At 34.2% G+C, this 26,122-nt stretch carries 20 protein-coding genes; 11 read left to right on the top strand and 9 right to left on the bottom strand.

The features are described 5' to 3' along the window. Window positions 1-115 precede the first annotated feature (115 nt). From EUBIFOR_RS06420 to EUBIFOR_RS06400, 5 genes are all read left to right on the top strand, one after another. Window positions 116-2,005: an oxidoreductase gene (locus EUBIFOR_RS06420; RefSeq protein WP_050755950.1), complete on the top strand. Its 1,890-nt coding sequence runs from the start codon at window positions 116-118 to the stop codon at window positions 2,003-2,005. Between the two features lie 29 nt (window positions 2,006-2,034). After that, window positions 2,035-3,405 (top strand): PTS transporter subunit EIIC, encoded by a 1,371-nt coding sequence (locus tag EUBIFOR_RS06415; protein WP_003865164.1) that lies wholly within the window; start codon window positions 2,035-2,037, stop codon window positions 3,403-3,405. A gap of 108 nt (window positions 3,406-3,513) precedes the next feature. Next, window positions 3,514-4,389 (top strand): MurR/RpiR family transcriptional regulator, encoded by an 876-nt coding sequence (locus EUBIFOR_RS06410; protein ID WP_003865163.1) that lies wholly within the window; start codon window positions 3,514-3,516, stop codon window positions 4,387-4,389. Further along, the gene (locus EUBIFOR_RS06405; RefSeq protein ID WP_040466265.1) at window positions 4,379-5,812 is read left to right on the top strand and encodes a glycoside hydrolase family 1 protein; all 1,434 of its coding nucleotides are present in this window, start codon (window positions 4,379-4,381) and stop codon (window positions 5,810-5,812) included. The genes EUBIFOR_RS06410 and EUBIFOR_RS06405 overlap by 11 nt, the downstream gene beginning before the upstream one ends. 2 nt (window positions 5,813-5,814) lie before the next feature. After that, window positions 5,815-6,312 carry a PTS sugar transporter subunit IIA gene (locus tag EUBIFOR_RS06400; protein WP_003865161.1) on the top strand — a complete coding sequence of 166 codons (498 nt, stop codon included), beginning with the start codon at window positions 5,815-5,817 and terminating at the stop codon, window positions 6,310-6,312. 38 nt (window positions 6,313-6,350) lie between these two features. On the opposite strand, the gene EUBIFOR_RS06395 is transcribed toward EUBIFOR_RS06400, so the two are convergent. The 8 genes from EUBIFOR_RS06395 to EUBIFOR_RS06360 all read right to left on the bottom strand — a co-directional run bounded on the left by EUBIFOR_RS06395 (window position 6,351) and on the right by EUBIFOR_RS06360 (window position 18,784). Beyond that, on the bottom strand, window positions 6,351-6,635 hold the full coding sequence (locus EUBIFOR_RS06395; protein WP_003865160.1) for an HU family DNA-binding protein: 285 nt from the start codon (window positions 6,633-6,635) through the stop codon (window positions 6,351-6,353). Between the two features lie 23 nt (window positions 6,636-6,658). Next, the gene (locus EUBIFOR_RS06390; protein WP_003865159.1) at window positions 6,659-7,204 is read right to left on the bottom strand and encodes an NUDIX hydrolase; all 546 of its coding nucleotides are present in this window, start codon (window positions 7,202-7,204) and stop codon (window positions 6,659-6,661) included. 68 nt (window positions 7,205-7,272) lie between these two features. Further along, entirely contained in the window at window positions 7,273-7,908 is a 636-nt protein-coding gene (locus EUBIFOR_RS06385) for an ECF transporter S component (RefSeq protein ID WP_040466264.1), read from the bottom strand. A 150-nt stretch (window positions 7,909-8,058) separates the two neighbouring features. Next, window positions 8,059-9,060 (bottom strand): S1C family serine protease, encoded by a 1,002-nt coding sequence (locus EUBIFOR_RS06380; protein ID WP_003865156.1) that lies wholly within the window; start codon window positions 9,058-9,060, stop codon window positions 8,059-8,061. Between the two features lie 61 nt (window positions 9,061-9,121). Continuing rightward, on the bottom strand, window positions 9,122-10,576 hold the full coding sequence (locus tag EUBIFOR_RS06375) for a glutamate synthase subunit beta (protein WP_003865155.1): 1,455 nt from the start codon (window positions 10,574-10,576) through the stop codon (window positions 9,122-9,124). Window positions 10,577-10,592: 16 nt separating this feature from the next. Continuing rightward, entirely contained in the window at window positions 10,593-15,050 is a 4,458-nt protein-coding gene (gene gltB, locus EUBIFOR_RS06370; protein WP_003865154.1) for a glutamate synthase large subunit, read from the bottom strand. A gap of 17 nt (window positions 15,051-15,067) precedes the next feature. Then, complete coding sequence (asnB, locus tag EUBIFOR_RS06365; RefSeq protein WP_003865153.1) at window positions 15,068-16,651, bottom strand: asparagine synthase B; 1,584 nt, start codon at window positions 16,649-16,651, stop codon at window positions 15,068-15,070. 42 nt (window positions 16,652-16,693) lie between these two features. Next, the gene (locus EUBIFOR_RS06360; RefSeq protein WP_003865152.1) at window positions 16,694-18,784 is read right to left on the bottom strand and encodes a glutamine synthetase III family protein; all 2,091 of its coding nucleotides are present in this window, start codon (window positions 18,782-18,784) and stop codon (window positions 16,694-16,696) included. Window positions 18,785-18,971: 187 nt separating this feature from the next. Here EUBIFOR_RS06360 and EUBIFOR_RS06355 point away from each other — a divergent pair, with 187 nt between their 5' ends. The 4 genes from EUBIFOR_RS06355 to EUBIFOR_RS06340 are packed head-to-tail and all read left to right on the top strand — an operon-like array spanning window position 18,972 to window position 22,486. Beyond that, on the top strand, window positions 18,972-20,141 hold the full coding sequence (locus EUBIFOR_RS06355) for a glutamine synthetase family protein (protein WP_003865151.1): 1,170 nt from the start codon (window positions 18,972-18,974) through the stop codon (window positions 20,139-20,141). A gap of 6 nt (window positions 20,142-20,147) precedes the next feature. Further along, window positions 20,148-20,696: an ANTAR domain-containing protein gene (locus EUBIFOR_RS06350; protein ID WP_040466263.1), complete on the top strand. Its 549-nt coding sequence runs from the start codon at window positions 20,148-20,150 to the stop codon at window positions 20,694-20,696. Further along, window positions 20,693-21,178 (top strand): Cys-tRNA(Pro) deacylase, encoded by a 486-nt coding sequence (gene ybaK, locus EUBIFOR_RS06345; RefSeq protein ID WP_003865149.1) that lies wholly within the window; start codon window positions 20,693-20,695, stop codon window positions 21,176-21,178. Before EUBIFOR_RS06350 ends, ybaK begins: the two co-directional genes overlap by 4 nt. Before the next feature lie 6 nt (window positions 21,179-21,184). Further along, the gene (locus EUBIFOR_RS06340; protein ID WP_003865148.1) at window positions 21,185-22,486 is read left to right on the top strand and encodes an alpha-amylase family glycosyl hydrolase; all 1,302 of its coding nucleotides are present in this window, start codon (window positions 21,185-21,187) and stop codon (window positions 22,484-22,486) included. On the opposite strand, the gene EUBIFOR_RS06335 is transcribed toward EUBIFOR_RS06340, so the two are convergent. Further along, window positions 22,483-24,033: an AAA family ATPase gene (locus tag EUBIFOR_RS06335; RefSeq protein WP_003865147.1), complete on the bottom strand. Its 1,551-nt coding sequence runs from the start codon at window positions 24,031-24,033 to the stop codon at window positions 22,483-22,485. The two genes, EUBIFOR_RS06340 and EUBIFOR_RS06335, sit on opposite strands and share 4 nt — an antisense overlap. Before the next feature lie 74 nt (window positions 24,034-24,107). Here EUBIFOR_RS06335 and EUBIFOR_RS06330 point away from each other — a divergent pair, with 74 nt between their 5' ends. Further along, window positions 24,108-25,832 carry a DUF5696 domain-containing protein gene (locus tag EUBIFOR_RS06330; protein ID WP_003865146.1) on the top strand — a complete coding sequence of 575 codons (1,725 nt, stop codon included), beginning with the start codon at window positions 24,108-24,110 and terminating at the stop codon, window positions 25,830-25,832. Continuing rightward, window positions 25,829-26,110 carry a hypothetical protein gene (locus EUBIFOR_RS06325; protein ID WP_003865145.1) on the top strand — a complete coding sequence of 94 codons (282 nt, stop codon included), beginning with the start codon at window positions 25,829-25,831 and terminating at the stop codon, window positions 26,108-26,110. Before EUBIFOR_RS06330 ends, EUBIFOR_RS06325 begins: the two co-directional genes overlap by 4 nt. The last annotated feature ends 12 nt before the right edge of the window (window positions 26,111-26,122 follow it).

The following is a 26,122-nucleotide window of genomic DNA, read 5'->3' as shown; positions in this document are numbered from 1 at the left end:
ACAGATTGAATTGTTAAGCAAAGAAAATAATTTTCTAAACAAACTGGACATGTTGAAAAAGGGTTTTATGCACTTTATGATGAATTTGCGTGATGACAGAGAAAGGAGAAATGAAATGTTCGATCATTTATTTCAACCAATTAATATTAATGGAATGATTTTAAAAAATCGAATTATTGCGACCCCTACAGGAGATGACTTTGAAGAAAAGGCAATGGGAGGCGCTGCTTTGGTTATTGCAGGTCATGCAATTGTAGAGCCAGGCAAATCAAGTTTTGCCAGTCCGGATGAGCCATATTTGTTTTCGAAATATGAAAGAGAAAAGACGAGAGAAAGAGTCTTGAAAATTCATAAAGGTGGAGCTAAAGCTTCTATTGAAATTTTCCATGGAGGTCAAGATGCACGAGTACATGACTATGCAAAAGGGCCAAGTGGATTTGTTCGTTCAGATGGAGTAGAAGTTAAAGAAATGGACGAAGAAATGATGGAGGAAACATTGGATTGGTTTGCACAAACAGTACAAGGTGCAAAGAAGATTGGCTTTGATAGTATTTTCTTACATTTTGGTCATGGATGGTTACCAGCTCAATTCTTATCTCCACATTATAATCATCGAACAGATGAATATGGAGGAAGTATTGAAAATCGTTGTCGTTTTCCATTAAGAATTCTAGAAACCATTCGAAAAGCAGTTGGAACTAATTATCCAATTGATATGCGCATTAGTGCATATGAATGGATTGATGATTCAATTGATTTTGAAGATGTTTTATACTTTTTGAAAAAGGCTCAAAATTATGTAGATACAGTACAGGTTTCTTCAGGTATTGATAAAATATTTGAGTCAAATATTCATTGTATTACAACAAATTTAGAGGAAGTAATGCCAAATCTAAAATATGCGAAGAAAATTAAAGAAGAGCTAGACATTCCAGTTTCTATGGTAAGTGCAATTTTGACACCAAAAATGGCGGATGAAATTATTGCGAAGGGATATGTGGATATGGTGGCATTTGGACGTTCACTATTAGCTGATCCATATTGGCCGAAAAAAGCAATGCAAGGGCATCCAGAAGATATTGTACCTTGTTTACGTTGCTCAAATTGTTATCATATTGCGACCGATCATTGGAATGTAGGATGCTCTGTAAATCCTAGATATCACAATGAAGATTTTATCCCGTCAAATAGATGTATTGGAAAAGCTATTGAAAAGAAACATGTTGTAATTATTGGAGCTGGTCCAGCAGGATTAAAAGCAGCTATAACTGCATCAGATCGAGGACATGATGTGACATTGATTGAAAAAAGTAATTCTTTAGGTGGCTTATTAAAAGTAATTGCGAGTGAGAAACATAAAGAAGAAGTTCAAAGATTATTGAAGTATTATCGTACACAGATTGATAAACGTCCAATTCAAGTGTTATTAAATACACAAGCTACTCCAGAAATGGTGAAAGCACTGAATCCAGACTCCATTTTAATTGCGATTGGGGCAAAAGAAAGAATTCTTCCTATTTCAGGAATTGACAATAAAAAAGTTGTTTTGGCAACAAATGCGATTATGAATCCTGATATGTTAGGTCAAAAGGTCGCAATTCTTGGTGGTGGAAGTATTGGTTGTGAGATTGCTTTAGAGCTTGCAGAAGATGGGAAAGATGTTTCTATTATTGAAGTAACAGACTTATTAGCTGCCAATGCGAATTCATTGTATCGCGAGGCATTAAGACAAAAATTCTTACTTCATGATAACATTCATTCTTTATTAAGTTGTAGTTGTACAAAGATTGAGGATGAAAAAATTTTGTATAAAGATAGAAATGGACAAGAACAAATTTTTACATACGATAATTTAATCTTATCGACGGGACTTTTGCCACAGATTGATTTAGTTGAACAATTCTATGGTATATGTAGAGATACAGTTGCGATAGGGGATTGTATAAAACCATCAAGCATTATGAACGCAAACTATGAAGGTTTTGTGAATGCTTTAAATATTTAGAAAATTAGAATAGTAAAGGAGAGAAGAAAATGAAAGATTATTCAACTTTGATTCAAGAAATAATTAAAGGAGTTGGAGGTACAAGTAATATCGAAAATTGTATTCATTGTGCCACTCGATTACGCTTTACATTAAAGGATGGTAGTAAATTTGATGAGAAAGCATTGAAAAATGTGAAGGGAGTACTTGGAACTTTAGTGAGTTCTGGATACTATCAGGTTTTGATTGGTACTCATGTTACAGATGTGTATAATCAATTGATGGATCTTCCTGAATTAAAAGAAAAAGGATTGGTGGTTTCTGAGGAAGTTGATTCCAAAGAAAAAGTAGGTTTATTAGACAGATTTTCTAGATTAATGTCTGACGTATATGCACCATATATTCCTCTTTTAGCAACTGGTGGTATCGCATCAGGTATTATTGGTTTATTAGCAAATATGGGTATTGTAGATAGTGCAGGACTAACATATCAAACATTCTATGCGATTTTTTATGCATTAATCAACTTCTTCCCAATCCTATTAGCATTTACAGCTGCAAAACACTTTAAATGTAATCAATATGTAGCCGTTACTTTAGGTGCTGCTATTATGTATCCTGGTGTTTCAAATTTATTAGTGACAGGTGAAAAAGCTTCTTTATTAGGAATTAATTTTACAGCATATAACTTTACAGGATCATTTATTCCTATTTTATTGGCAATCTTTTTCATGAGTTATTTTGAAAAAACTTTAAAGAAACTTCTTCCAGAAATTACACAATTTATTCTATTGCCATTATTATGTTTAGTTGTTTTTGTTCCGTTAACTATTTTAGTGTTTGGACCAATTGGTGGAATGATTGCGAACGGTATTACAGCTGTTTATAACTTGATTTGTGGAAATACCATTTTAGTAGGTGTTGTATTCGGAGCGTTCTTCTCCTTGGTTATTCTACTTGGTATGCATTGGGCCATTACTCCAATTTTATTAGGTGTTATGGCAGAACAAGGATTTGAACCTGCTCTAGCTGCTGGTGGTATGGGAAACTATGCTGCGTTAGGTGTTTGTTTGGCTGTAGCATTATTTGCTAAAAATGCTGGTGACAAAGCAACTGCTGGATCTGCAGCATTCACAAATGCTTTATGTGGAATTACAGAACCTGGACTTTATGGTATTATTTTAAGAAGTAAATGGCTAATTGGATCTATGATTGTTTCAGGAGCTGTTGGTGGTTTGATTTTAGGGATTGGTAAAGTTGCTGCTACAAACTTCGCATTTTCAGGAATTCTGGCATTTAGCGGATGGCTAGGATGTGTAAATTTCCCAATGTATTGTATTGGAATTGTAACCGCAATTTTAGTTGGATTTATAACAACATCGGTCTTATTAAAGAGTGGAAAAGTTAAGGAATTTGATTAAAACTATTATAAATTAAATGAAGTTCTCTCCTTAATACTAGTTATTATATTTGCTATAATATAGTTAATATTACGATGTGTTTATAATAACTAAAGGAGAGAGCTTTTTATGATAATCGAGAGAATAATAAAACAAGAAGAATTTACGGATGTTGAAAAAAGTATTGCAGATTATTTGTTAAAGAATGGATATGAAGTAAAAAATATGTCTATTTCTTCTCTTGCTCAAGTTACATATTCATCAACGTCTACCATTACTAGATTTTGCCACAAATTAGGGTTGGATGGATATAAGAAGTTTCAAATCTTATTCAATTCAGAATATGAAGCATACGAAAAAAAAGGCTTAGTTAATGTAAATTACCCTTTTACAGGAGAAGATTCGTATGAACAAATTGCTAAACAATTGGAAAGGTTGAACCAGGAAACGATTGCGAAAACTATTTCTTGTTTTAACTACAATCAGCTTAATCGTATTGTTAGAAGAATGGATAAAGCAGATATGATTAATATATTTAGTGTAGGAACATCTGTGACTGTAGCTATGGAATTTCAACAAAAGATGCTACGTTTTGGTAAAATTGTAAATTTAACGCAACAAGCATGCTTTTTGCCTGGTTATGCCTTAGCTGGGACTGAAAATACTGTAAATCTAGTGATTTCTTTATCTGGTGAAAATAGAGATGTTGTTGAGAGTTTGAATTTACTAAAAGAACAGGGGCGTTATACAGTTGGTATGACTTCAACTCCAAACAGTACAGTAGCACGTGAATGTAAAGAAGTAATTTTAGTAGATATTGAAGAAAATAATTCGTATGAGGCAAAAATCGATACTTTTGCAATATATAGTGCTTTTCATTTTGTTTTAGATTGTTTATTTTCTTTTTTGTATAAATATAATTTTGATAGTAATACAAAAATTACGAAAGAAAAAGCTTATATGATTGAAAGAAATAAAAATAGAGGTGATGATGATGGCTTTTAAAGATGGGTTTTTATGGGGTGGAGCTTGTGCGGCTAACCAATTTGAAGGGGCATGGAACATAGATGGAAAAGGAATTTCAGTTGCTGATCTGTGTACAAATGGTACAAAGTCAAATCCAAAGCGAATTACTACGAAAATTGAAGATAATACCTTTTATCCAAGTCATGAAGCGATTGATTTTTATCATCATTATAAAGAGGATATCGCACTATTTGCCCAAATGGGTTTTAAAGTTTTCAGAACTTCAATCAATTGGACTCGAATTTATCCAACGGGAATGGAAGAAGAGCCAAATGAAAAAGGTTTAAAATTTTATGAGGATGTTTTTAAAGAATGTAAAAAATATGGAATTGAACCCTTAGTTACTTTGAGTCATTATGAAATGCCATATGCATTAGTTGAAAAGTATAATGGTTGGGCAAGTGTTGAGGTGATTCTTCTTTTTGAAAAATATTGTTATACGGTTTTTGATCGATATAAAGATTTAGTGAAGTATTGGCTAACATTTAATGAAATCAATGGTGGGATTACAAAGCTTGGTACGGTTTTATCTTTAGGATGTGTCAAAGATTATAATGGTCCTGTTGTAGAGGCAGATTGTAGTCCACAAACACGTTTTGAAGCTTTACATCATCAGTTAGTCGCATCCGCAAAAGTTGTTGCATATGCACATAAAAATTATCCTCAATTTAAGATGGGAAATATGAATGTTTTCTTAACATCATATCCTAGAACTTGTGATCCTTTGGATGTTTTAGAAAATCAAAGGCACAATCGTGTATTGAATTGGTTTTGTTCGGATGTACAAGTTCGTGGTGAATACCCTTCTTATATGAATCGTTTCTTTAAAGATAATGACGTAAATTTAAAAATCAGCGAAATGGATAAAGTAATATTAAAAGAGGGAACGGTTGATTTTTATACATGTTCATACTATATGTCGTCTTGTATTACTACACATGATGATGTTGAAACTGTAGAAGGTAATTTGGCGGGGGGCGTAAAAAATCCTTACTTAGAAGTATCTGCATGGGGATGGCAAATTGATCCAGATGGGCTTCGATATAGTTTGAATGAGATTTATGATCGTTATCAAATTCCAATTATGGTCGTAGAAAATGGCTTAGGCGCATATGATAAGAGAAGTGATGATGGTAAGATTCATGATACATATCGTATTGATTATTTGCGTAGTCACATTGAAGCTATGGAGAATGCAGTTGAAGATGGTGTGGATTTAATTGGTTATACACCATGGGGATGTATTGATTTAGTCAGTGCTTCGACTGGAGAAATGGCAAAGCGCTATGGCTTTATCTATGTGAATAAATTTGATGATGGAACGGGTGATTATTCTCGTGAAAGAAAAGATTCTTTTAATTGGTATAAAAAGGTTATCGCATCAAATGGAAAGGAAAAATAAATATGTTTAAGTTTTTTGAAAAGAAAGAAAAATTAGAATCATTAAATGTTGATGACATTTCTGTTGTCGCAATGGCTGATGGTGAATTGATTGATATTTGTACAGTTCCTGATGATATATTTTCTCAGAAATTAATGGGAGAGACAACAGCTTTTGATTTTGGAAATGAAAAAGTAACAATTTGTTCACCTGCAAATGGTATATTATCTGTATTGTTTCCAACTGGACATGCATTTGGTATTCAAATGAAGAATGGTATTGAATTATTAGTTCATATTGGTATTAACACAGTAGAAGCGGATGGAGATGGTTTTAAAGTCATGAATGTTAAACAAGGAGATGTTGTTAAAGCGGGACAACCAATTGTTGAAGTTGATTTTAAAAAGCTATCAAAAAAATATAATATAAATACAATGTTGATTATCACAAATAATTTAGATACGCCTGCTCAATTTACAGAACCAAAATCTGTTAAACGAGGGGACAGTGTGTTAAAGTAATTAAAAAGCATCTCTAGGGATGCTTTTTTGCTTTGATATTATTTATTTACGGCTTCTTTTAATGCTTTGGCAATTTTGAACTTAACAGATTTGCTAGCTTCAATTTGAATCTTTTCTTTCGTTAGAGGATTAATTCCTTCTCTAGCTTTTCTTTCTGTGATTTCAAATTTTCCAAATCCTGCAAGATCGACTGTTTTTCCTTCACTTAAACCTTCAAAGATTTGTGTAAGTGCCAAGTCAACAACTTCAGTGATGTCCTTTTTAGTTAAGTGAGAATCTTCGGCAATGTTAGAAATGATGTCCTTTTTAGTTAATTTTTCCATGTTTATAAGTCTCCTTTACATCCCTATAATACGCCTTTTTTCACCATTAGCCAACCCATTAGATGAATTGGTTGAACAAATTCATTGTTTTTAATTAAATCATTGATTTCATCTTCTGTATATTCTTTGACTTCTAAAAATTCAGTGGAATCTAGATGTTGATTTGATACTTTTTCACAATTATCAGCATAATATAAAAATGCATGATTATCCGCTATTGTCGGATTGCTAGGAATCGTATATATATGTTTCCAGTTATCTGAAATATAGCCCGTTTCTTCTTCAAGTTCACGTTTAGCTGCAAGTAACGCACTTTCATGTTCACTTCCTTCAATGCCACCAGCACAAAATTCAGTGGTTACTTTTTTTAGACCATGTCTGAATTGTTTTACCGTTATATATTTATCATCTTTTGTTCTTGCGATAATCACTACGAAGTTTCTTCTTGAATAGTTATAGAAAGGAGAGAATTCCTTTCCATCTGGAAGAATAAAAGACTCTTTACGAAAGTCGATCCATTCATCTTGTACAATATGTTCTGTTTTATTTAATTTCCAATTTAAATCCATTTTTATCACCCGTAATATTATAATCCATTTAAAAAAAATAGTGCAACCAAAGTTACACTATTCATTGACTATGCTTGTTGAGCAATTCCAACGTATCTTGAACTTAATGCAGTCGCTAAAGCCATATTTGAAACAACAGCTACGATGACTTCAGGAATCATATTTGTTCCAATGACACCGGCCATAACACCGTTCAATGCAGCTTGGCTAATACCTAAAGCTTGTGAGTATTGAGGACCGAATAAGATAACGATCAATCCTAATACCATGATTGTGTGGCATACTGTCGCAACAGCGGCTGCAATACCTGCAGCGACTGGCGTATTCTTTGCGTATTTTTTCGCAAATTTAAATACATAACCAGCAATGACACCCAACAAAATACGTGGTACTAAAGCTATAACTAAACTAAAGAAGTTACCAGAAATTCCACCAACTGTGATAAATGGAGAGAAGACAAAGCTTGTGATTCCAGGTGTCATTGTAGCTCCAATTACAGAAGTACAACCAAATACGAATCCTAAGAAAGCACCGGCTGCCGGTCCCATTGTACTAGCCAAAATAATTACAGGCACGTGCATCAATGTAACACTTAATGCGTTGATACGTAAGTATCCAATTGGTGTTAGATACATGATGATTTCGATGGCTAAAAATAAAGCCAAAACGCACATCTGGCGTACTGATAGTTTTGATTTGTTCATATTTCCTCCTACTTTCGTTTCTTTTTAAGAATACGATGTAACTAATCAAATAGATGTCTTCATACATAGATTATGGTCATGCGATCCATATCCACAAAAAAACATCTTCAATAGTTTACAATAAAAAAAAACAGGAATCAAGTCCCTGTTTTAGTTCCAGAAGTCAAATGGAGAAGTGGAGTCATCATCATCATATTCTTCTTCATTATTGTTGTACTGTGAATAATAAGAAGATTGCGTAGATGATTTACTTACATCTTTTCCTTGAAGCATTGTGTTGATTGAATCTTTGACATCGCTGATCGCAATCGCATAGCCCATACCTTCTACATCTGTATCACTTAATTTGGCAGAGTTGATGCCAATAAGCTCACCTTTCATATTTAGTAGGGCACCACCTGAGTTTCCTGGATTGATTGCCGCATCGGTTTGAATATAAGATTGCGATTTATCTGTATCTGAACTTGTAGAAACACTACGATTTGTCGCCGATACAATACCTGTTGTAACACTTTGACCATAGCCTAACGCATTACCAATCGCAACGACTTGTTCACCAACTTGAAGTTTGTCACTATCTCCAATTGTCGCAATCGCAATTTGTTTTAAAGTATCTTCACTTAAATCACTTGTTTTAATGGAAATTACAGCTAAGTCACGATCTTCATCTACACCTTTTACTGTGGCTTTTACATTTGTATTATCCGCTAATGTACAAGTCAAGGTCTTGGCATTTTTAATAACATGATAGTTTGTCAAAATATCGATTTCACCATTCTGTTTATTGATAATAACACCACTACCTACACTTGTACTTTCTTGTTGGGTAAACGGATTGCTTCTTGAGTTATTTCCATACATACTAAAATAATTTTGTACATCCGAAACGGAAACATTGGTAATTGATACAATACTAGGCATACAATTTTGAGCGACTTTACTTACATTTGAAGTTGATGAACTTGAAGTATTGACTACATTTGTACTTTGCACCGTTGTATTTTCTTTATTGTAGTTATTCACTACATAATTGACACCTTGAAAACTTCCGGCCGCAACCACACCAAATGTAGCTGCACTTAAAATTAATTTTGATCCTTTCTTGAATAAATTATAGTTAGAATTTGGAATTCTTGGCATTTCTTGTTTCATGTCCTTATACCTCCTTGTTTACAATACAAGGATATATTAACAAGCTTAAAACAAGTTTAAATTATTCCATATTTGTATAACCCATTAAATACGCATCCACTTCTTTAGCACACTCTTTACCTTCATGGATTGCCCAAACAACCAAAGACTGACCTCTATGACAATCTCCAGCCGTAAAGTATTTGTCTTTGACTTGAAAAGAATTTGGTTGTGTCACAATCGTATTTCTCTGTGTTGTTTCCAATTTAAAACTCTTCTTTAAATCATCTTCAACACCAATAAAACCAGCCGCAATCAATAATAAATCGCAATCCAAGATTTGTTCTGTACCTTTCACTTCTTCAAGCTTTCCATTGTTGAAGCGTACTTTTACCGTTTTGATCTGTTTTAGATTTTTCTTGTCATCTAATATACATTCTTTAATAGTTGTTTCATAAATACGAGGATCCTTTTTAAAGACAGCTATTGCTTCTTCTTGACCATAATCTGTTTTACAGATCTTAGGCCATTCGGGCCATGGATTACTTTCAAGTCTTTCATCTGGGCTTTTTGGCATCATTTCAATTTGAACTACACTTGCACACCCCTGACGAATACTTGTTCCAACACAATCATTTCCCGTATCACCACCACCAACAATCACAACATGTTTATATTTGGCAGAGATTTCTTCGGTATTATCCAACAAATGTTTCGTTGCCTTTGTAAGATAGTCCACCGCAAAATAAATGCCTGTACAATCACGATTCTTTACATGTAAATCTCGTGCTTTTTTGGATCCAGTCGCAAAGATGATCGCATCATATTCTTTTTCCAATTCTTTTTTTGTGATGTCTTTTCCAACATTGACATTGGTTTTAAAAACGATTCCTTCTTCGGTAAGTATGTCTAATCTTCTTTGAATCACTTTCTTTTCCAGTTTCATATTCGGAATACCATACATCAATAAACCACCAAGACGATCTTCTTTTTCAAAGACTGTAACAGCATGTCCTCTACGATTCAAATCATGAGCCAAAGCTAAACCTGCAGGTCCTGAACCAATGATGGCTACTTTTTTATCGGAGCGAACACTAGGAATAAAAGCTTTCATCCAATTGTTAGTATAGGCCGTTTCAATCGTATACAATTCATTTTCTTTAATTGTGACTGGATCTTGATCTAAACCATTTAAACATGCCTTCTCACAAAGAGCAGGGCATACACGACCTGTAAATTCAGGAAATGGATTGGTTTTCAATAATCTTGATAAAGCACGTTTATCATTGCCATTATAGATTTCATCATTCCATTCCGGAATCAAGTTGTGTAAAGGACAACCCGTGACCATGTTTTTTAATTTGATAGCGGACTGACAAAAGGGAACGCCACAATTCATGCAGCGTGCACCTTGTTTGCGTCGTGTTTCTTCATCTAAAAAAGGATGAAATTCATTAAAATTTGTGATTCGACTAAGTGGCTCAATCGCTTCATTTTCTTGTCGTTTGTAATCTAAAAATCCTGTTGGTTTTCCCATAATCCTTCATCCTTTCCTATGCGTGTACTTGTTCAAAAGCCATAAGACTGGCTTCATCTTCGTGATAGCCTTTTGCCTGAAGTTCTTGAATCAATGTTGTGATCTTTTCATAATCCTTAGGAACGATCTTTTTAAAGTTTGATAATTCTTTATCTAGATTTGAAAGAATCTTTTTAGCTACATCTGAATCTGTATATGTATAATGCTTGTTTAAAAGCTCTTCTAATACTTCTTTATCCGCTTTTCCACTTACTTCATATGTATTGACTAACTGTTTATTTAAACGCATATATAGATCATGATTCGGATCATATACATATGCAACACCACCAGACATACCGGCAGCTAAGTTTTTACCAGTTTGACCTAAAATGACGACAGTACCACCTGTCATATATTCAAGTCCATGATCTCCAACACCTTCTACAACCGCACTTGCACCTGAATTACGAACCGCAAAACGCTCACCAGCCATACCACGAATATAGGCTTCACCACTTGTAGCACCATATAAGGCAACATTTCCAATAATGACATTTTCATTTGGCTTAAAAGTCGCTTCTTCTTTAGGTTGAATAATCAATTTACCACCAGACAAGCCCTTACCAAAGTAGTCATTGGCATCGCCATGAACATCTAAAGTGATTCCTTTTTGTGCAAAGGCACCAAAAGATTGTCCAGCTCCACCATTACAATGGACTGTATATGTATCATCTTCTAATGTGTTATTAAATTGTTTAGTGACGGCATTGGATAAAATAGTTCCTACGGTACGATCCGTACTTGAAATTGAGATTGTTTCAGAATGAGGCTTTTTTTCGTTGAAGTAAGGTTCAAACTTAGGAAGTAATGTCTTCATATCCACCGTTTTTTCAAGTTCAAAGTTATATGTATCTTTAGGTTCATAATGAATGTTGTGTGGAGTCATTAAAATGTTTGAGTAATCCATATTCGCATCTTCATCAACCTCAAGATTATCTGTATGACCAACCATTTCATCGATTGTGTGATAGCCAAGGTCAGCCATAATTTCTCTTAATTCACGGGCAATAAACAACATGAAATTCATGACATATTCCGGTTTTCCTTTAAAACGTTTTCTTAATTTTTGGTTTTGTGTTGCCACACCAAATGGACAAGTATCTAGATTACATACACGCATCATCATACATCCCATAGTAACAAGTGGTGCAGTCGCAAAGCCAAATTCTTCAGCGCCTAATAAGCAGGCAATGGCTACATCTTTTCCGGTCATTAATTTTCCGTCGGTTTCAATTAAAACACGACTTCTTAAGCCATTTTCCACTAAGTTTTGGTGGGCTTGGGCTAAACCTAATTCCCAAGGAAGACCTGCATGGTGAATACTACTTTGTGCAGCCGCCCCTGTACCTCCATCATAGCCAGAAATTAAGACGACGCTAGCACCGGCTTTGGCAACACCAGAGGCAATCGTACCAACACCAGCTTCACTAACTAATTTGACACTGATTCGAGCTTGTGGATTGGTATTTTTTAAGTCGTAGATCAATTGAGCTAAGTCTTCAATGGAGTAGATGTCGTGGTGAGGAGGAGGGGAAATCAAAGATACGCCTGGCGTTGAATAACGAGTTTTTGCAATCCATGGATAGACTTTTTTGCCTGGTAAGTGTCCACCTTCACCTGGTTTTGCGCCTTGTGCCATTTTGATTTGAATTTCTTTGGCACTGACTAAGTATTCTTCGGTGACACCAAAACGACCACTTGCCACTTGTTTAATAGCGGAGTTCTTTTCTGTACCTAAACGTTCTGGTTTTTCACCACCTTCGCCCGAATTGGATTTACCACCCAAACGGTTCATCGCAATCGCCATGCAAGTATGCGCTTCTTCAGAGATAGAACCATAACTCATGGCACCTGTTTTAAAGCGTTTTACGATTTCATATTCACTTTCCACTTCCGATAATGGACTTGAATTTCTTGTCTTTTTAAAGTGCAATTGACTTCTCAAATGATGTTTTTGACGGTTTGAATTTAATTCGTTGGAATATTCCTTAAATAAATCATAATCGTTGGTTTGTGTAGCTCTTTGAAGTTTCACAATCGTTTCTGGAGAATATAAGTGATCTTCTTTTCCATCTCCCTTTCTTAGCTTATGGAATCCAATGGAATCTAGACTTGTATCGGTTGTAAGTCCTAATGGATCATAAGCACAATCATGATGGTAGATCAAATCTTTTTCGATATCTTCTAAAGTGATACCTTCCACTTCACTAATGGTATTTGTGAAATAGGTATCGATGACATCTTTTGAAATTCCAATGGCTTCAAAGATTTGGGCTCCTTGATACGATTGAAGCGTAGAGATTCCCATTTTAGCTGCAATTTTAACAATGCCTTTTAAAATGGCTTCGTTATAATCATCAATCGCAATATTGACTTCTTTATCTAACATATTCAATTGAATCATTTCTTCAATGCATTCATGTGCCAAATATGGATAGATGGCGGTTGCCCCATAGCCAAGTAATGTAGCGAATTGATGAACATCTCTAGGTTCACCACTTTCTACAATGATAGATACATCGGTTTTCTTTTTGGTTTTGACTAAGTGTTGTTCTAAGGCAGATACAGCTAAAAGACTAGGAATAGCCATATGACCTTCGTCTACACCTTTATCAGAAAGAATTAAGATATTTGCACCATTTCTATAGGCTTTGTCACATTCAATAAATAAGTTGTCTAAAGCTTCTTTTAAAGACGTACCACGATAGAACAATAGGGAAATGGTTTCGTTTTTAAATCCTGTCTGATTTAATTGACGAATCTTATCCATATCACGTGATGTTAAGATTGGATTATTAACCTCTAAGACTGTACAGTTTTCGGATTTGTCTTTTAATAAGTTTCCATCACTACCAATATAGATAGTTGTATCTGTAACAACTTCTTCACGTAAAGAATCAATTGGTGGATTGGTTACTTGGGCGAAGAGTTGTTTAAAATAATGGAATAAACTTAAATGATTTTTGGAATAAATTGCCAAAGGGATATCGGTACCCATCGCACTTGTTGGTTCAAGTTTGACGCGGGCCATTGGTAAAATAATGTCTTTTACATCTTCATAGGTATATCCGAAAATCTTATAAAGAATATCTCTTTCATGTTGAGAGTGGATGTGGGTTTTCTTATCGGGAGCTGGCAAATCTTTAAGGTGTAATAGATAGGTATCTAGCCATTCTCCATATGGATTCGAAGAGGCATATTCTTTCTTTAAATCATAATCTTCAATCAATTCTTTTTTCTTTGTATCCACAAGCAACATTTTGCCTGGTTCAAGTCTAGATTTTTTTACGATTTTCTTTTCATCAATATCTAAAACACCGACTTCACTTGATAAAATCAACATGTTGTCGCTTGTTAGATAATAACGACTTGGTCTTAGTCCGTTACGATCAAGGACAGCTCCGACTTTTTCACCATCACTAAATAAAATGGCGGCAGGACCATCCCATGGTTCCATCATTGTGGCATAGTAGTGGTAGAAATCTTTTTTCTTTTGGTCCATGTCTTGGTGTTTCCATGGTTCTGGAATTAAGATCATAACGGCTTTTTCTAGTGGCATGCCATTCATAACTAAAAACTCAAGGGCATTATCTAGCATGGCAGAATCCGATCCTGAAGTATTGATGATAGGTAGAATCTTACTTGAATTTTTGTCTAAGAATTCAGAGTGCATACTTTCTTCACGCGCTAACATCTTATTGACGTTGGCACGAATGGTATTGATTTCACCATTGTGCGCAATAAAACGGTTTGGATGCGCTCTTTGCCAAGATGGTGTGGTATTGGTAGAGAAACGAGAGTGTACGATCGCAATGGCAGATTTATAATTTTTATCTTGAAGATCTAGGTAAAAGTTTCTTAATTGGGATACTAGAAACATGCCTTTATAGACAATAGTACGACTGCTTAAGCTTGCGATATAGGTTTCTTTACAACTCTTTTCAAATTCACGACGAATGACATATAAGACTTTGTCAAAATCTACATTACTCGAAATATTTTGAGGTCTTTCAATAAAAGCTTGATAGATATTTGGCATGCAGTCCTTGGTCTTTTGACCTAAGATAGATTCGTTACAAGGAACTTTTCGCCATGTGATAAATTTGCAACCTTCTTGTTCTACAAATTTTTCAAATATCTTTTTATGTTGATTTAATAAAAGTTTGTTTCTTGGCAAGAAAAACATACCCACTCCATAGTATTCTGGAAGTTTAATATTTTCTTTTTTTAATGTTTTTCTAAAAAAATCATCACTAATTTGAAGTAAGATTCCAACACCATCCCCCACTTTACCACTCGCATCTTTACCGGCTCTATGTTCTAATTTTTCTACAATGTGTAATGCCTTATCGACAACGTCATAGCTTTGTTTGCCATCGATTTGGACTACGGTACCAATACCGCAGGCATCATGTTCAATTTCAAAATTCATAGTTTACACAATCCTTCCTATTTTCCGCTGTCTCCATAGTTTGATAAATATCGAGCGCTTGGATCATTGACGTTACATCCTTCCCAGTTCTTATTTGGCATCCAGAAATCTTTGATCATACTCGCTTGGTTTGGATAGTAGGATTCAAAAATCTCTCGATATAATAGGGATTCCTTTGTGAATGGAGTACAGTATTTGTATTTTTTTACTTTTTCCTTAAATTCTTCATCTGTGTAATAGCTTTGGGCATATTCTTTGATGTCATCACTTAAAGAGTGTCCTACCGCATCCGAGAAGGCGGCTTTTTCACGCATCAAAATGTCATAAGGAAGAATTTCATCTTTTTCAAATGCATGACGAAGTAGATATTTTCCTTTATGATATGTATTCATTTTCTTTTCAGGATCTATGGACATGACGTATTTGACAAAGTCTAAATCTCCAAAAGGAACACGAGCCTCGATGGAGTTTGTGGAAATACAACGATCGGCTCTTAATACATCATACATATAAAGTTCATGTACTCGTTTTACACTTTCTTCTTGAAATGCATCTGCACTTGGGGCAAAGTCGGTATATTTATAGCCGAATAATTCATCACTGATTTCTCCGGTAAGTAATACGCGAATGTCGCTTTGTTCATGAATGGCTTTACAAATTAAATACATTCCAATGCTGGCGCGAATGGTGGTGATGTCAAAGGTTGCCAAAGCTTTGATGACGGGTTTAATAGCATGTAAAACATCATCTTTATTAATTATAATTTCATGGTGGTTGCTACCAATAAAGTCAGCGACTTCTTTGGCGTATTTTAAATCAATCGCATCTTCTTCCATTCCAATCGCATAGGTTTCGATGGGTTTGTTTAGTAATTTTTGGCTGATGGCACATACTAGACTTGAATCCAATCCTCCACTTAATAAGAATCCTAGTGGAGCATCGGCATCTAATCTTTTCTTAACACCTTCTACTAATTTATCGTGGATGTTTGTACAGATGGTTTCAAGATCTGAAGTGATTACTTTATCCACTTTAGTAACATCTAAGTAACAAGTGAATTTTCCATCGGTATAATAGAATCCCGGAGGGAAGGGAAAGATTTGTTCAACAATTGAAACAAGATTTTTAGCTTCGGAAGCGAATACGATATTATGGTTTTTATCATAGCCATAGAACAAGGGACGAATACCAATGGGGTCGCGGGCAGCGACAAAGTCATTTTTCTTGGCATCATAAATAATGCATGCGTATTCGGCATCTAGCTTTTTAAACATGTCTAAACCATATTTTTCATAGAGTGGTAAAAGAATTTCACAATCACTTTGCGAAATAAATGTGTAGCCATCTTTTTCGAGTTCTGCTTTTAATTTTCGAAAGCCATAGATTTCACCATTACATACGACAAGGTTGTTATTTCTAACAAATGGCTGCATGCCTTCTGGACTAAGTCCCATAATGGATAGTCTTTGAAAGCCTAAATAGCCACATCCTACTTGTTGAATTCTTTCATCATCAGGTCCTCTAGAATAGGTGCTTTCTAATGCTTTATGAATTGTGTTTTCGCTTATTTTTAATGATTTATATCCTATAATTGTACACATAAATAATATCTCCTTAGAACGGAAAAGCCGGCAATTGCCGGTTTATAGAATTGAGAATAATAATTTTCCATAGGTTGGGAATGGCCAATCTTCATTTGATGTTACGACTTCTAATTTGTCACAAGGTTTTCTTAAGGCCGCCATGTCTTGGATAATGAAATCTCTTACATAGAAGGCTGATTTTTCAAAATCATCGATCTCATGTAGTTTTTCAACATCTTTTTCTAATGTGATCAAAGCTTGATAAGCTTCGGTTAAATATTCACTGACCTTTTTAGCTGTTTCAAGTTCATATGTTAAGTCAATGCCAATGGCTTTTTTGTTTGTGATGGTATCTGTCAATTCTTTAGAGAACTTACTTGCGGCTGGTAAAATGTCTTTTTTGGCGATGTCTAACATAGTCAAAGCTTCAATGTTGATTTGTTTTTCATATTCATCCATTAAGATTTCATAACGAGATTGAACTTCTTCTTTTGATAAGACTTTCTGTCTTTCAAATAATTCAATGTTTTCTTTTGTTTTGAAATATGGTAAAGCATCAGGCGTTGTCTTAAGATTTAATAGACCTCTCGATTCAGCTTCTTTAACCCAAGAATCATCGTAGCCATTGCCATTGAAGATAATGCGTTTGTGGTTCTTGATTGTATCTTTGATCAATGCGTGTAATGTCGTGTCAAAATTATCTGCAGCTTCTAAGATATTCGCAAATTTTTCGATTTCATCCGCAATCACTGTATTTAATACAATGTTGCATCCGGCAATACTTGCGTTTGATCCTGGCATTCTAAATTCGAATTTATTTCCTGTAAATGCGAATGGAGAAGTACGGTTACGATCGGTAGAATCTTTAGGGAATTTAGGAAGAACAGTAGCACCAATCTTCATCAATTCTTTTTCTTTTCCATCATATGGCTTCTCTTCTTCAATGGCCTTTAATACAGCAGTTAATTCATCACCTAAGAAGATGGAGATGATAGCTGGAGGAGCTTCATTTGCACCTAATCGGTGATCGTTTCCTGCAGTAGCTACACTTAATCTTAATAAGTCTTGGTGTTCATCAACGGCTTTAATAATGGCAGCTAAGAAAACTAAGAATTGAGCGTTTTCATGAGGTGTATCGCCTGGTTCTAGTAGGTTGATTCCTGTATCTGTAGATAAAGAGAAGTTATTGTGTTTACCACTACCGTTGATGCCTTCAAATGGTTTTTCATGAAGTAGGGCAACCAATCCATGCTTTTTGGCAACTCTTTGAATCAATTCCATCGTCAATTGGTTATGGTCTGTTGCGATATTTGTCGTTGTAAAAATTGGGGCTAATTCATGTTGAGCAGGGGCTACTTCGTTATGTTCCGTTTTAGCTAAGATGCCAAGTTTCCACAATTCTTGATTTAAATCCGACATGAATTCTTGTACACGCGATTTAATAGTTCCAAAATAGTGATCTTCCAATTCTTGTCCTTTAGGGCATGGTGCACCAAATAGTGTACGTCCTGTATAAATCAAGTCTTTTCTTTGTTCATAATATTTTTGGTCAACTAAGAAATATTCTTGTTCAGGTCCTACGGTTGTTTTAATGGTTTGAACATCGTCATTGCCAAATAGTTTCACAATACGTAAGGCTTGTTTATTAATGGCTTGCATACTTCTAAGTAGTGGGGTTTTCTTGTCTAGGGCATGTCCTGAGTAAGAACAGAATGCGGTTGGAATACATAGTACGCCATTTTTAATAAAGGCATAGCTTGTTGGATCCCAAGCTGTATATCCTCTTGCTTCAAATGTGGCTCTTAGTCCACCATTTGGAAAACTTGAGGCGTCAGGTTCACCTTTGATTAATTCTTTACCACTAAATTCCATAATGACTTTGCCATCTTTATCGGGATTAATAAAGCCATCATGCTTTTCAGCTGTAACTCCTGTCATTGGTTGGAACCAGTGTGTATAGTGTGTTGCACCTTGTTCTAAAGCCCATTCTTTCATGGCGTGGGCTACCGCATTTGCGATTTTGATATTTAATTGTTTACCTTCGCGAATGGTTTTTTCTAATTCGCGGAAAGTATCTTTTGCGAGTTTTTCTCGCATAACAGATTCATCGAAAACTTTACTTCCAAAAATTTCTTCTACGTTTGATTTCATAATGGCTCTCCTTTACATAAAAAAGGGCAAGGACACGAAAAACATGAGGGATAAACCTCTGCTTTTTTTGGCGTCCTTGCCATGTATGCATTCATTATAAACAGATATTTTGTATTGTCAATGAAAAAATGTAAAAAGATTTGAAAACATTATGAAAATAGTGTATTAATTATTCGAGGTGAAAATTATGACTTATGAAGATGTATTGAGTTTTTGCGAAGAACAAGACGTTCGCTTTATTCGTCTTTCTTATTTTGATATTTATGGTAGGCAGAAAAATGTTTCCGTTTTACCAACCGAATTAAAAAGAGCATTTACGGAAGGTATTAGTTTTGATGCCAGTGCCATTGATGGATTTTTAGATGAAGTGCATAGTGATTTATTCTTATTTCCAGATCCAAATACGATGAGTATTCTTCCTTGGCGAAGTATGGATGGCAGTGTAATTCGTATGTATTGTGATATTCAATATCCGGATGGAACGCCTTTTGAAAGGGATGTAAGGTATATATTGAGAAAGGCAGTTAAAAAGGCAAAGGAAAAGGGAATCACAATTAATTTTGGTTCGGAATTTGAATTTTATTTATTTAAACAAGATGAAAATGGCAACAATACCTTTGTTCCTTTAGATCAAGGTGGATATATGGATATTGCCCCTTTAGATAAGGGTGAAAATATTCGTCGTGAAATTTGTTTAACCTTATCTGAGATGGGTATTGATCCGGAGGTTTCACATCATGAGATGGGTCCGGGTCAAAATGAAATTGATTTTCGTTATTCACAAGCTTTACAGGCAGCTGATAATGCAGCTACTTTTAAGTGGGTTGTAGAGGCTTTAGCGAATATGCAAGGTTTAGTGGCGGACTTTTCGCCAAAACCAATTGAGAATGCTCCAGGTAATGGTATGCATATTAATATGAGTGTGCAAAGTCATGAGGAGTTGTTGATGCCTTTTATGGCTGGAATCTTACATCATATTGAGGAGATGACTTTATTTTTAAATCCATCAAAAGATTCATATAAGCGTATGGGTAAGGATAAGGCGCCTAGTTTCATTTCTTGGTCCTACCAAAATCGAAATCAATTGATTCGTATTCCGGCTACGCATAGTTCGAATCGTATGGAGTTAAGAAGTCCGGATTGTAGTTGTAACATATATCTTGCGTATGCCTTATTGATTTATGCTGGTTTAGAGGGTATTGAAAAGAATATGATTCCAGATCCTTGTACGGATGTAGTTAGTGTTGATACAAAAAGACTTCCTCAAAGTTTAAAAGAGGCAAAATTAATAGCTTCAAATGCATCTTGGTTAAAAGAAATATTAGGGAACGATATAGTGGATATTTATGTTGGGTAAGTGCGTATGGAGGCAAGTAAAGTATTAGTAATAGGAAATGAGAATTTCTTAGCTTTATTAAAAAATACGGCCAATTATCAATATGTACTTTCAAAAACATATAATGATGCCTTTAGCAAGTTAAGGAATACTCAATTTGATATTGTGGTGATCTTATATTCGCAAACGCAAAGTGGTCTTTTGAATTTTGCGAAGAGTTTAAATGCGCAAGTCCTTATGGTGTGTAAGCAGGAAATCTATGATCAAGTTTTATATCAATGTAAAGATAGTGGTATAATACTTTTGTCGTATCCCATTAAGAAACAAGTTTTGTATGAAACTTTCCAAATGATAAAGAGTTTAAAATCGAAGATTTTGATGTATGAAAAGAAGATCCATAAGCTTGAGCAGAAATATTTAGAGCTTAAGATGGTGGATCATTGTAAGTTGGTTTTGATCTCAAATTATCATTGGAGTGAAGAAAAGGCGCATTACTACATTGAAAAGATAGCGATGGAGCAGCAAAAAACGAAGTTTCTTGTGGCTAAAGAATTATTAGAGGAGTTTTCAAAATGAAAAAGATTCAAAAAACGAATGCGATGCGTTTTTTAGATCAGCATAAGGTGGAATACAAAGCGCATACGTATGAACATAAAGATGGGGATTCTGTAGATGGTGTGCATGTTGCGAATATGTTAAATCAGCCTGTTGAAAAGGTATATAAGACATTGGTTACACAAGCTAACACAAAGGAATACTTAGTCTATATGATTCCAGTTGAAAAGGAATTAGATTTAAAGAAGTGCGCAAAAGTAGCAGGTGTTAAATCTTGTGAAATGATTCATGTAAAGGATATTAATAAGATCACGGGTTATATTCGTGGTGGATGTTCTCCGTTAGGTATGAAAAAACAGTTTCGTACATTTATGTATGAGGACAGTTTAAATCAAGACACAATCTATTTTAGTGCTGGTAAGATTGGTATGCAGATTGAGATGGATCCTAAAGTATTAGTGGATTTAATTCATGTGCAAGCTGTAGATATCATAAAGGAGTAATATAGCATGTGGGCAAGTGAGAGTGTATTTTATCAAATCTATCCTTTTGGTGCTTGTGGAGCGCCATTTGAGAATGACCATGTTCTAGAACATAGAATTCATAAGTTAGAGGAATTTATTCCGCATTTAAAGAAATTAAAAATAGACTGTATCATGTTGAATCCAATTTTTGAAAGTCGTACACATGGCTATGATACAACGGATTTTAAAACGTTAGATACGCGTCTTGGTACAAATGAAGACTTAAAAGAAGTCATAGAAAAATTCCACAACAACAACATTAAAATTATATTAGATGCCGTATTTAATCATGTGGGTCGTGATTTCTTTGCGTTTCAAGATGTATTAGAAAAGAAGTGGGATTCACCTTATAAGGATTGGTTCTATATTGATTTTAATGGAAACAATCACTATAATGATGGCTTTTGGTACCAGGATTGGGAAGGTAATGATATCTTGGTGAAGTTAAATCTTCAAAATCAAGAGGTCGTAAATTATATTCTAAGCGTAGTGGATTTTTGGCAAGAAGAATTCAAGATTGATGGTTTAAGATTGGATGTCGCATATTGTTTGGATAAAAACTTCCTTCAAACTTTACACAATCATGTAAGTAGAGACTTTTTCCTTTTAGGTGAAACTTTACATGGAGACTACAATCAGTGGATGAATGACAATATGTTAGATTCTGTCACAAATTATGAGTGTTATAAGGGGTTGTATTCAAGTTTTAATTCGGCTAACTTCTATGAAATTCTATATTCATTGAATCGTCAATTTGGCAAAGATCCATGGTGCTTATATACGGGTAAACATTTATTTAACTTTGTGGATAATCATGATGTTGAAAGGGTCGCATCTATTCTAGAGGATAAAAATCAATTGCCTTTAATTTATACGATGTTATTTACAATGCCAGGTATTCCATGTATCTATTATGGTAGTGAATGGGGAATCGAAGGGAAAAAGAACTGGAATGATACGGATCTTAGACCAGAAATCAAAGTGTTTGAATGGAATGAATTAACGAATACCATTCAAAAGTTAATCCATCTAAAACATAATCATTCCGCTTTATCTTATGGAGACTATACACAGATTGGTATCACAAATACGGCTTGTATCTATCAAAGACAAGATGAAAAGGAATGTCTATGGATTTGTATGAATATGAAAAATGAAGTTCAAACATTAGGTTTTAATGGACAAGGTAACTTCATCGACATTGAAACAAATGAAGAACTTCCTATTAATAATGCACTTGAGTTCAAGCCTTATGAAATAAGAATATTAAAAAGATCGAGCGATTAAAGTCGCTCGATTTTGCATATGTGTTTTCTTGTTTTCTTGTCGTAAGTAATACCAACGAGCAATAAATTGCCTTTGTATTTTTCTAAAACAGAAGGATACTTTTTTTCTTTGATTTGTGTGATGGCTGTATTTACACCTTGGTTCCATTTTAATTCAACCAATATGGCTGGCTTATCTGTTTTAGGGATGAAGGCTAGATCTGCAAATCCTTTACCAGTTGGTAATTCTCGAATCACAGTATAGTGATCTCTTGCGGCATAGTAGGCAAGATCAATTGTATAGCTTAGAGCATTTTCATCATTATATTGAATGTGGCTAGTTTCTAGATGGGCTTGTTCAATATAATCAGCTACTTTTGTTTCATCCATATTAAACGTAGCATCTAATAAGTTTCGTGAATTTTGAATGGCTTTAGTGGTCGCATTCCAATCTGAATTTTTAATGGATGTAAAGAATGAGTCCATGACTTCTTTATTTGGAATGTAGCAGGTTTGATCTTTTTGGTTGTATCCCAAATACCCTAAATGAATCAGTAATGTAAGAACATCATCTTTTGAACCAAATGTCGACATATCATTTTCAAATGAAGATGTGTCGATATACACTTCTTTTCCTGCCATCATTTGAATAATATTGTCTTTTAATCCATCAAAGTTTAAATCGATATATATTTTTAAAGCTTCAAAAGACTCTGTTTTAGTCCAATAATTTGAAAAATCATGTTTTGAAATAGCTGCAACTACAGATCTTGGTGAAAAAGTTGAGATGGTGTCTGTCATATGGTATCCATCATACCAATCTTTCATTTTTTGATAATCTACATTGTGCTTTCGACATAAATTCGATACTTCTTCTTCGGTAAATCCCATGTAGTTTGCCAGTGGCTTTGGTTGCGTCATAGATATTTCATCAAACATATTTAAGGCACTGTGAGTTCCGTATTTTTTGATTGGTAATATTCCTGTCATGTAACACATTTCAATATAATTCTTATCTTTTAAAAGGCTCCTTAAGAAATCTAAATATGTTTCTTGTGCAGTTTTGTCTTCTTTGAATTCTCTAAAGATACAATCCCATTCATCAATAATAAAGATAAATTTATTTTTTGTATACGCATAGACTTCATTGAATGCATCGATGATTTCGGTTTCAGTTATGACATCTTTAAATTCAAATTTCAAGTCTTTTAAAATCATTCGAGTGATTTTAAAAAGCATTTCATCAATTGAATTTGTGGTACTTAAAAAGTCTTGTATGTTTAAATGAATCACATTGTGCTTGTTTAAATGTTCAAGAAAAGAAGGACAGTGACTGATATTTAATGTATTAAACAAGTCTTTTGAATTTGTACCCTTTGAATAATAAGCTACCAACATATTCGCATCTGTACTTTTCCCAAATCGTCTTGGACGAGATACACAAATACAATTGTTTTCAGTGTTGATAATCTGATTAGTGTATTCAATCAATAATGATTTATCTACAAAGATGGGACTGTTACACAATCTTTCATATCGATCACTATCTGGATTTAAATAAATGCCCATAGTTGCACCAACTTTCTTAAAATATTATAACATATTTATTGTGTTATAATTAAGTAGACATGAGGTATTTGCGTATGGAAAATTGGATTCATAATCTAGATTCGTTTTATATAACGAAGGATGATCAAAAAATAATGTTTAGGGATGATTTCATTTCATCCGAAGAAAGAACAACAGGCTTAGGTAAGGGTATTTATAGTACTTATAAATATTTTGATACATATATTTGGAAAGAAGATAGCACAAATCATTATTATTTTGAGTGGATTCCAAAAGTGGATGAGAATATTAAAGAGGTTCATTTTCCAGATAGTTTTGTGTGTGAAGATAAGAATGGCTATTCAACGATTCCTTATATGCAAGGATTATTGATTCCCAATCGTTATGAGTATGATTATAGTCATATTGCCTTTGATGGTCAGTTTACTAGTTGTGCTGCCTATATGCCTTGGCTTAGTCAAACCAATAATGGAAAAGGGTATATCGCAATCAATGAAACGCCTTGGGATTCTAAATATACAATTGATCATGATGACAAGGGTACAACACTTCAATTTGTATGGTTAACTAGTTTAGGTAAGATGCGATATAAGCGTATTGTTCGATATTCTTTTGAAAGTAATATGGATTATAATCGTGCTGCTAAGATTTATCGAGAGTATGTTAAAGAAACAGGCTTATTTAAGTCTTTAAAAGAAAAAGAAGTCACACTTCCTAAAATATCAGATCTTCAACAATGTGCAGTTGTACATACGGGTATTAAGGCACATACGGAAAAGGATTCTCGGTTTTATACCGGTCAGAAGGATGTGATTCATTCTTTTGATTCGGTAAAAGAGATGGTTCAAAGTCTTCATAAATTAGGTTCAAACAAACTCTATCTTCATTTAGACGGTTGGGCAGATCCTGGTTATGATAATTGTCATCCGGATTATTTACCGGCATGTATTGAAGCGGGTGGATGGTCTGGTTTAAAGGATCTTCAAAAAAGTTTGAGTTCACAAAATGATTTATTTGGTTTACACGATCAGTATCGTGATTATTACTATAAGGCTAAAACACATGATGAAAACCAAGCGATTCAATTAGAGGATGGTAGTGTGTTTGAACATGCCAATTGGGCTGGTGGAAGACAAAACTATTTGTGTGCTAGTCTTGCATCAAAGTATGTAAAGAGAAACTACACTGAAATCTTAAAACATATAAATTTGGATTGTGTATATTTGGATGTCTTTTCTTGTAATGAAATGGATGAGTGTTTTAATTTAGAACATTTGATGACAAGAAAAGAGTGCATGGAATATAGAAGGGCTTGTTTTCAATATATGATCTCAAAGGGAATCATTCCTTCAAGTGAAGAGTGTAGCGATTGGGCGATGCGAGAACTTGTGTTTTCACATTATGGTCCTTATGAGTTTATGATGAAAGATGAAAATGAAAAAAGAATGGGTATACCTGTACCATTATTTAACCTTGTGTATCATGATTGTTTCATTTTGCCTTGGCCAATGGAAAAAAGACAAGAAGACTACATGTTGTATGCATTACTAAATGGTGGTATTCCATATGTCGTAAGAAATGCACCGTATGATAATGTGGATGGTAATTTTGGTTCAGATGGTTTATCCATAGAGGATAAAATTACTAGAGCCAATATTGTCCTTGATTTTTATCAAAAAATTAAAAATGAAGAGATGGTAGAACATAAAATCATTAATGATCATATCCAACAATGTACCTATAGTAACAACATCACAATTGAAATCAACACAAAGGAGAACACGTATAGAATTGTATGAAAATATTAGTTTTAGTTTTACTATTATTAACGGGTTGTACACAAGCACAACCAGAACTTAGAGAGACTAAAGAAGTTCAAACTTCAATCCCTTATTCAGATGAGGAATTGATTGAAAGTGCAAATGATCAAATTGAGGATGAAGCATATTATGTGGATTCAATAACTCAACAGTCAGATAGTGAAGTGTGGTTTTCATTAAAAAATAAAGATTTAAACAAACAATATGTCTTTAAATATGAAGGTAATGAATTAATTCCTGACAGATTAGTGGATTAAATGGAGTGTTAT

The sequence above is a fragment of the Holdemanella biformis DSM 3989 genome, assembly GCF_000156655.1.
Taxonomy (GTDB): Bacteria; Bacillota_I; Bacilli_A; order Erysipelotrichales; family Erysipelotrichaceae; genus Holdemanella; species Holdemanella biformis.
The sequence above is the reverse complement of the archived record's forward strand: the minus strand, read 5'-3'. Positions and strand labels throughout refer to the sequence as shown.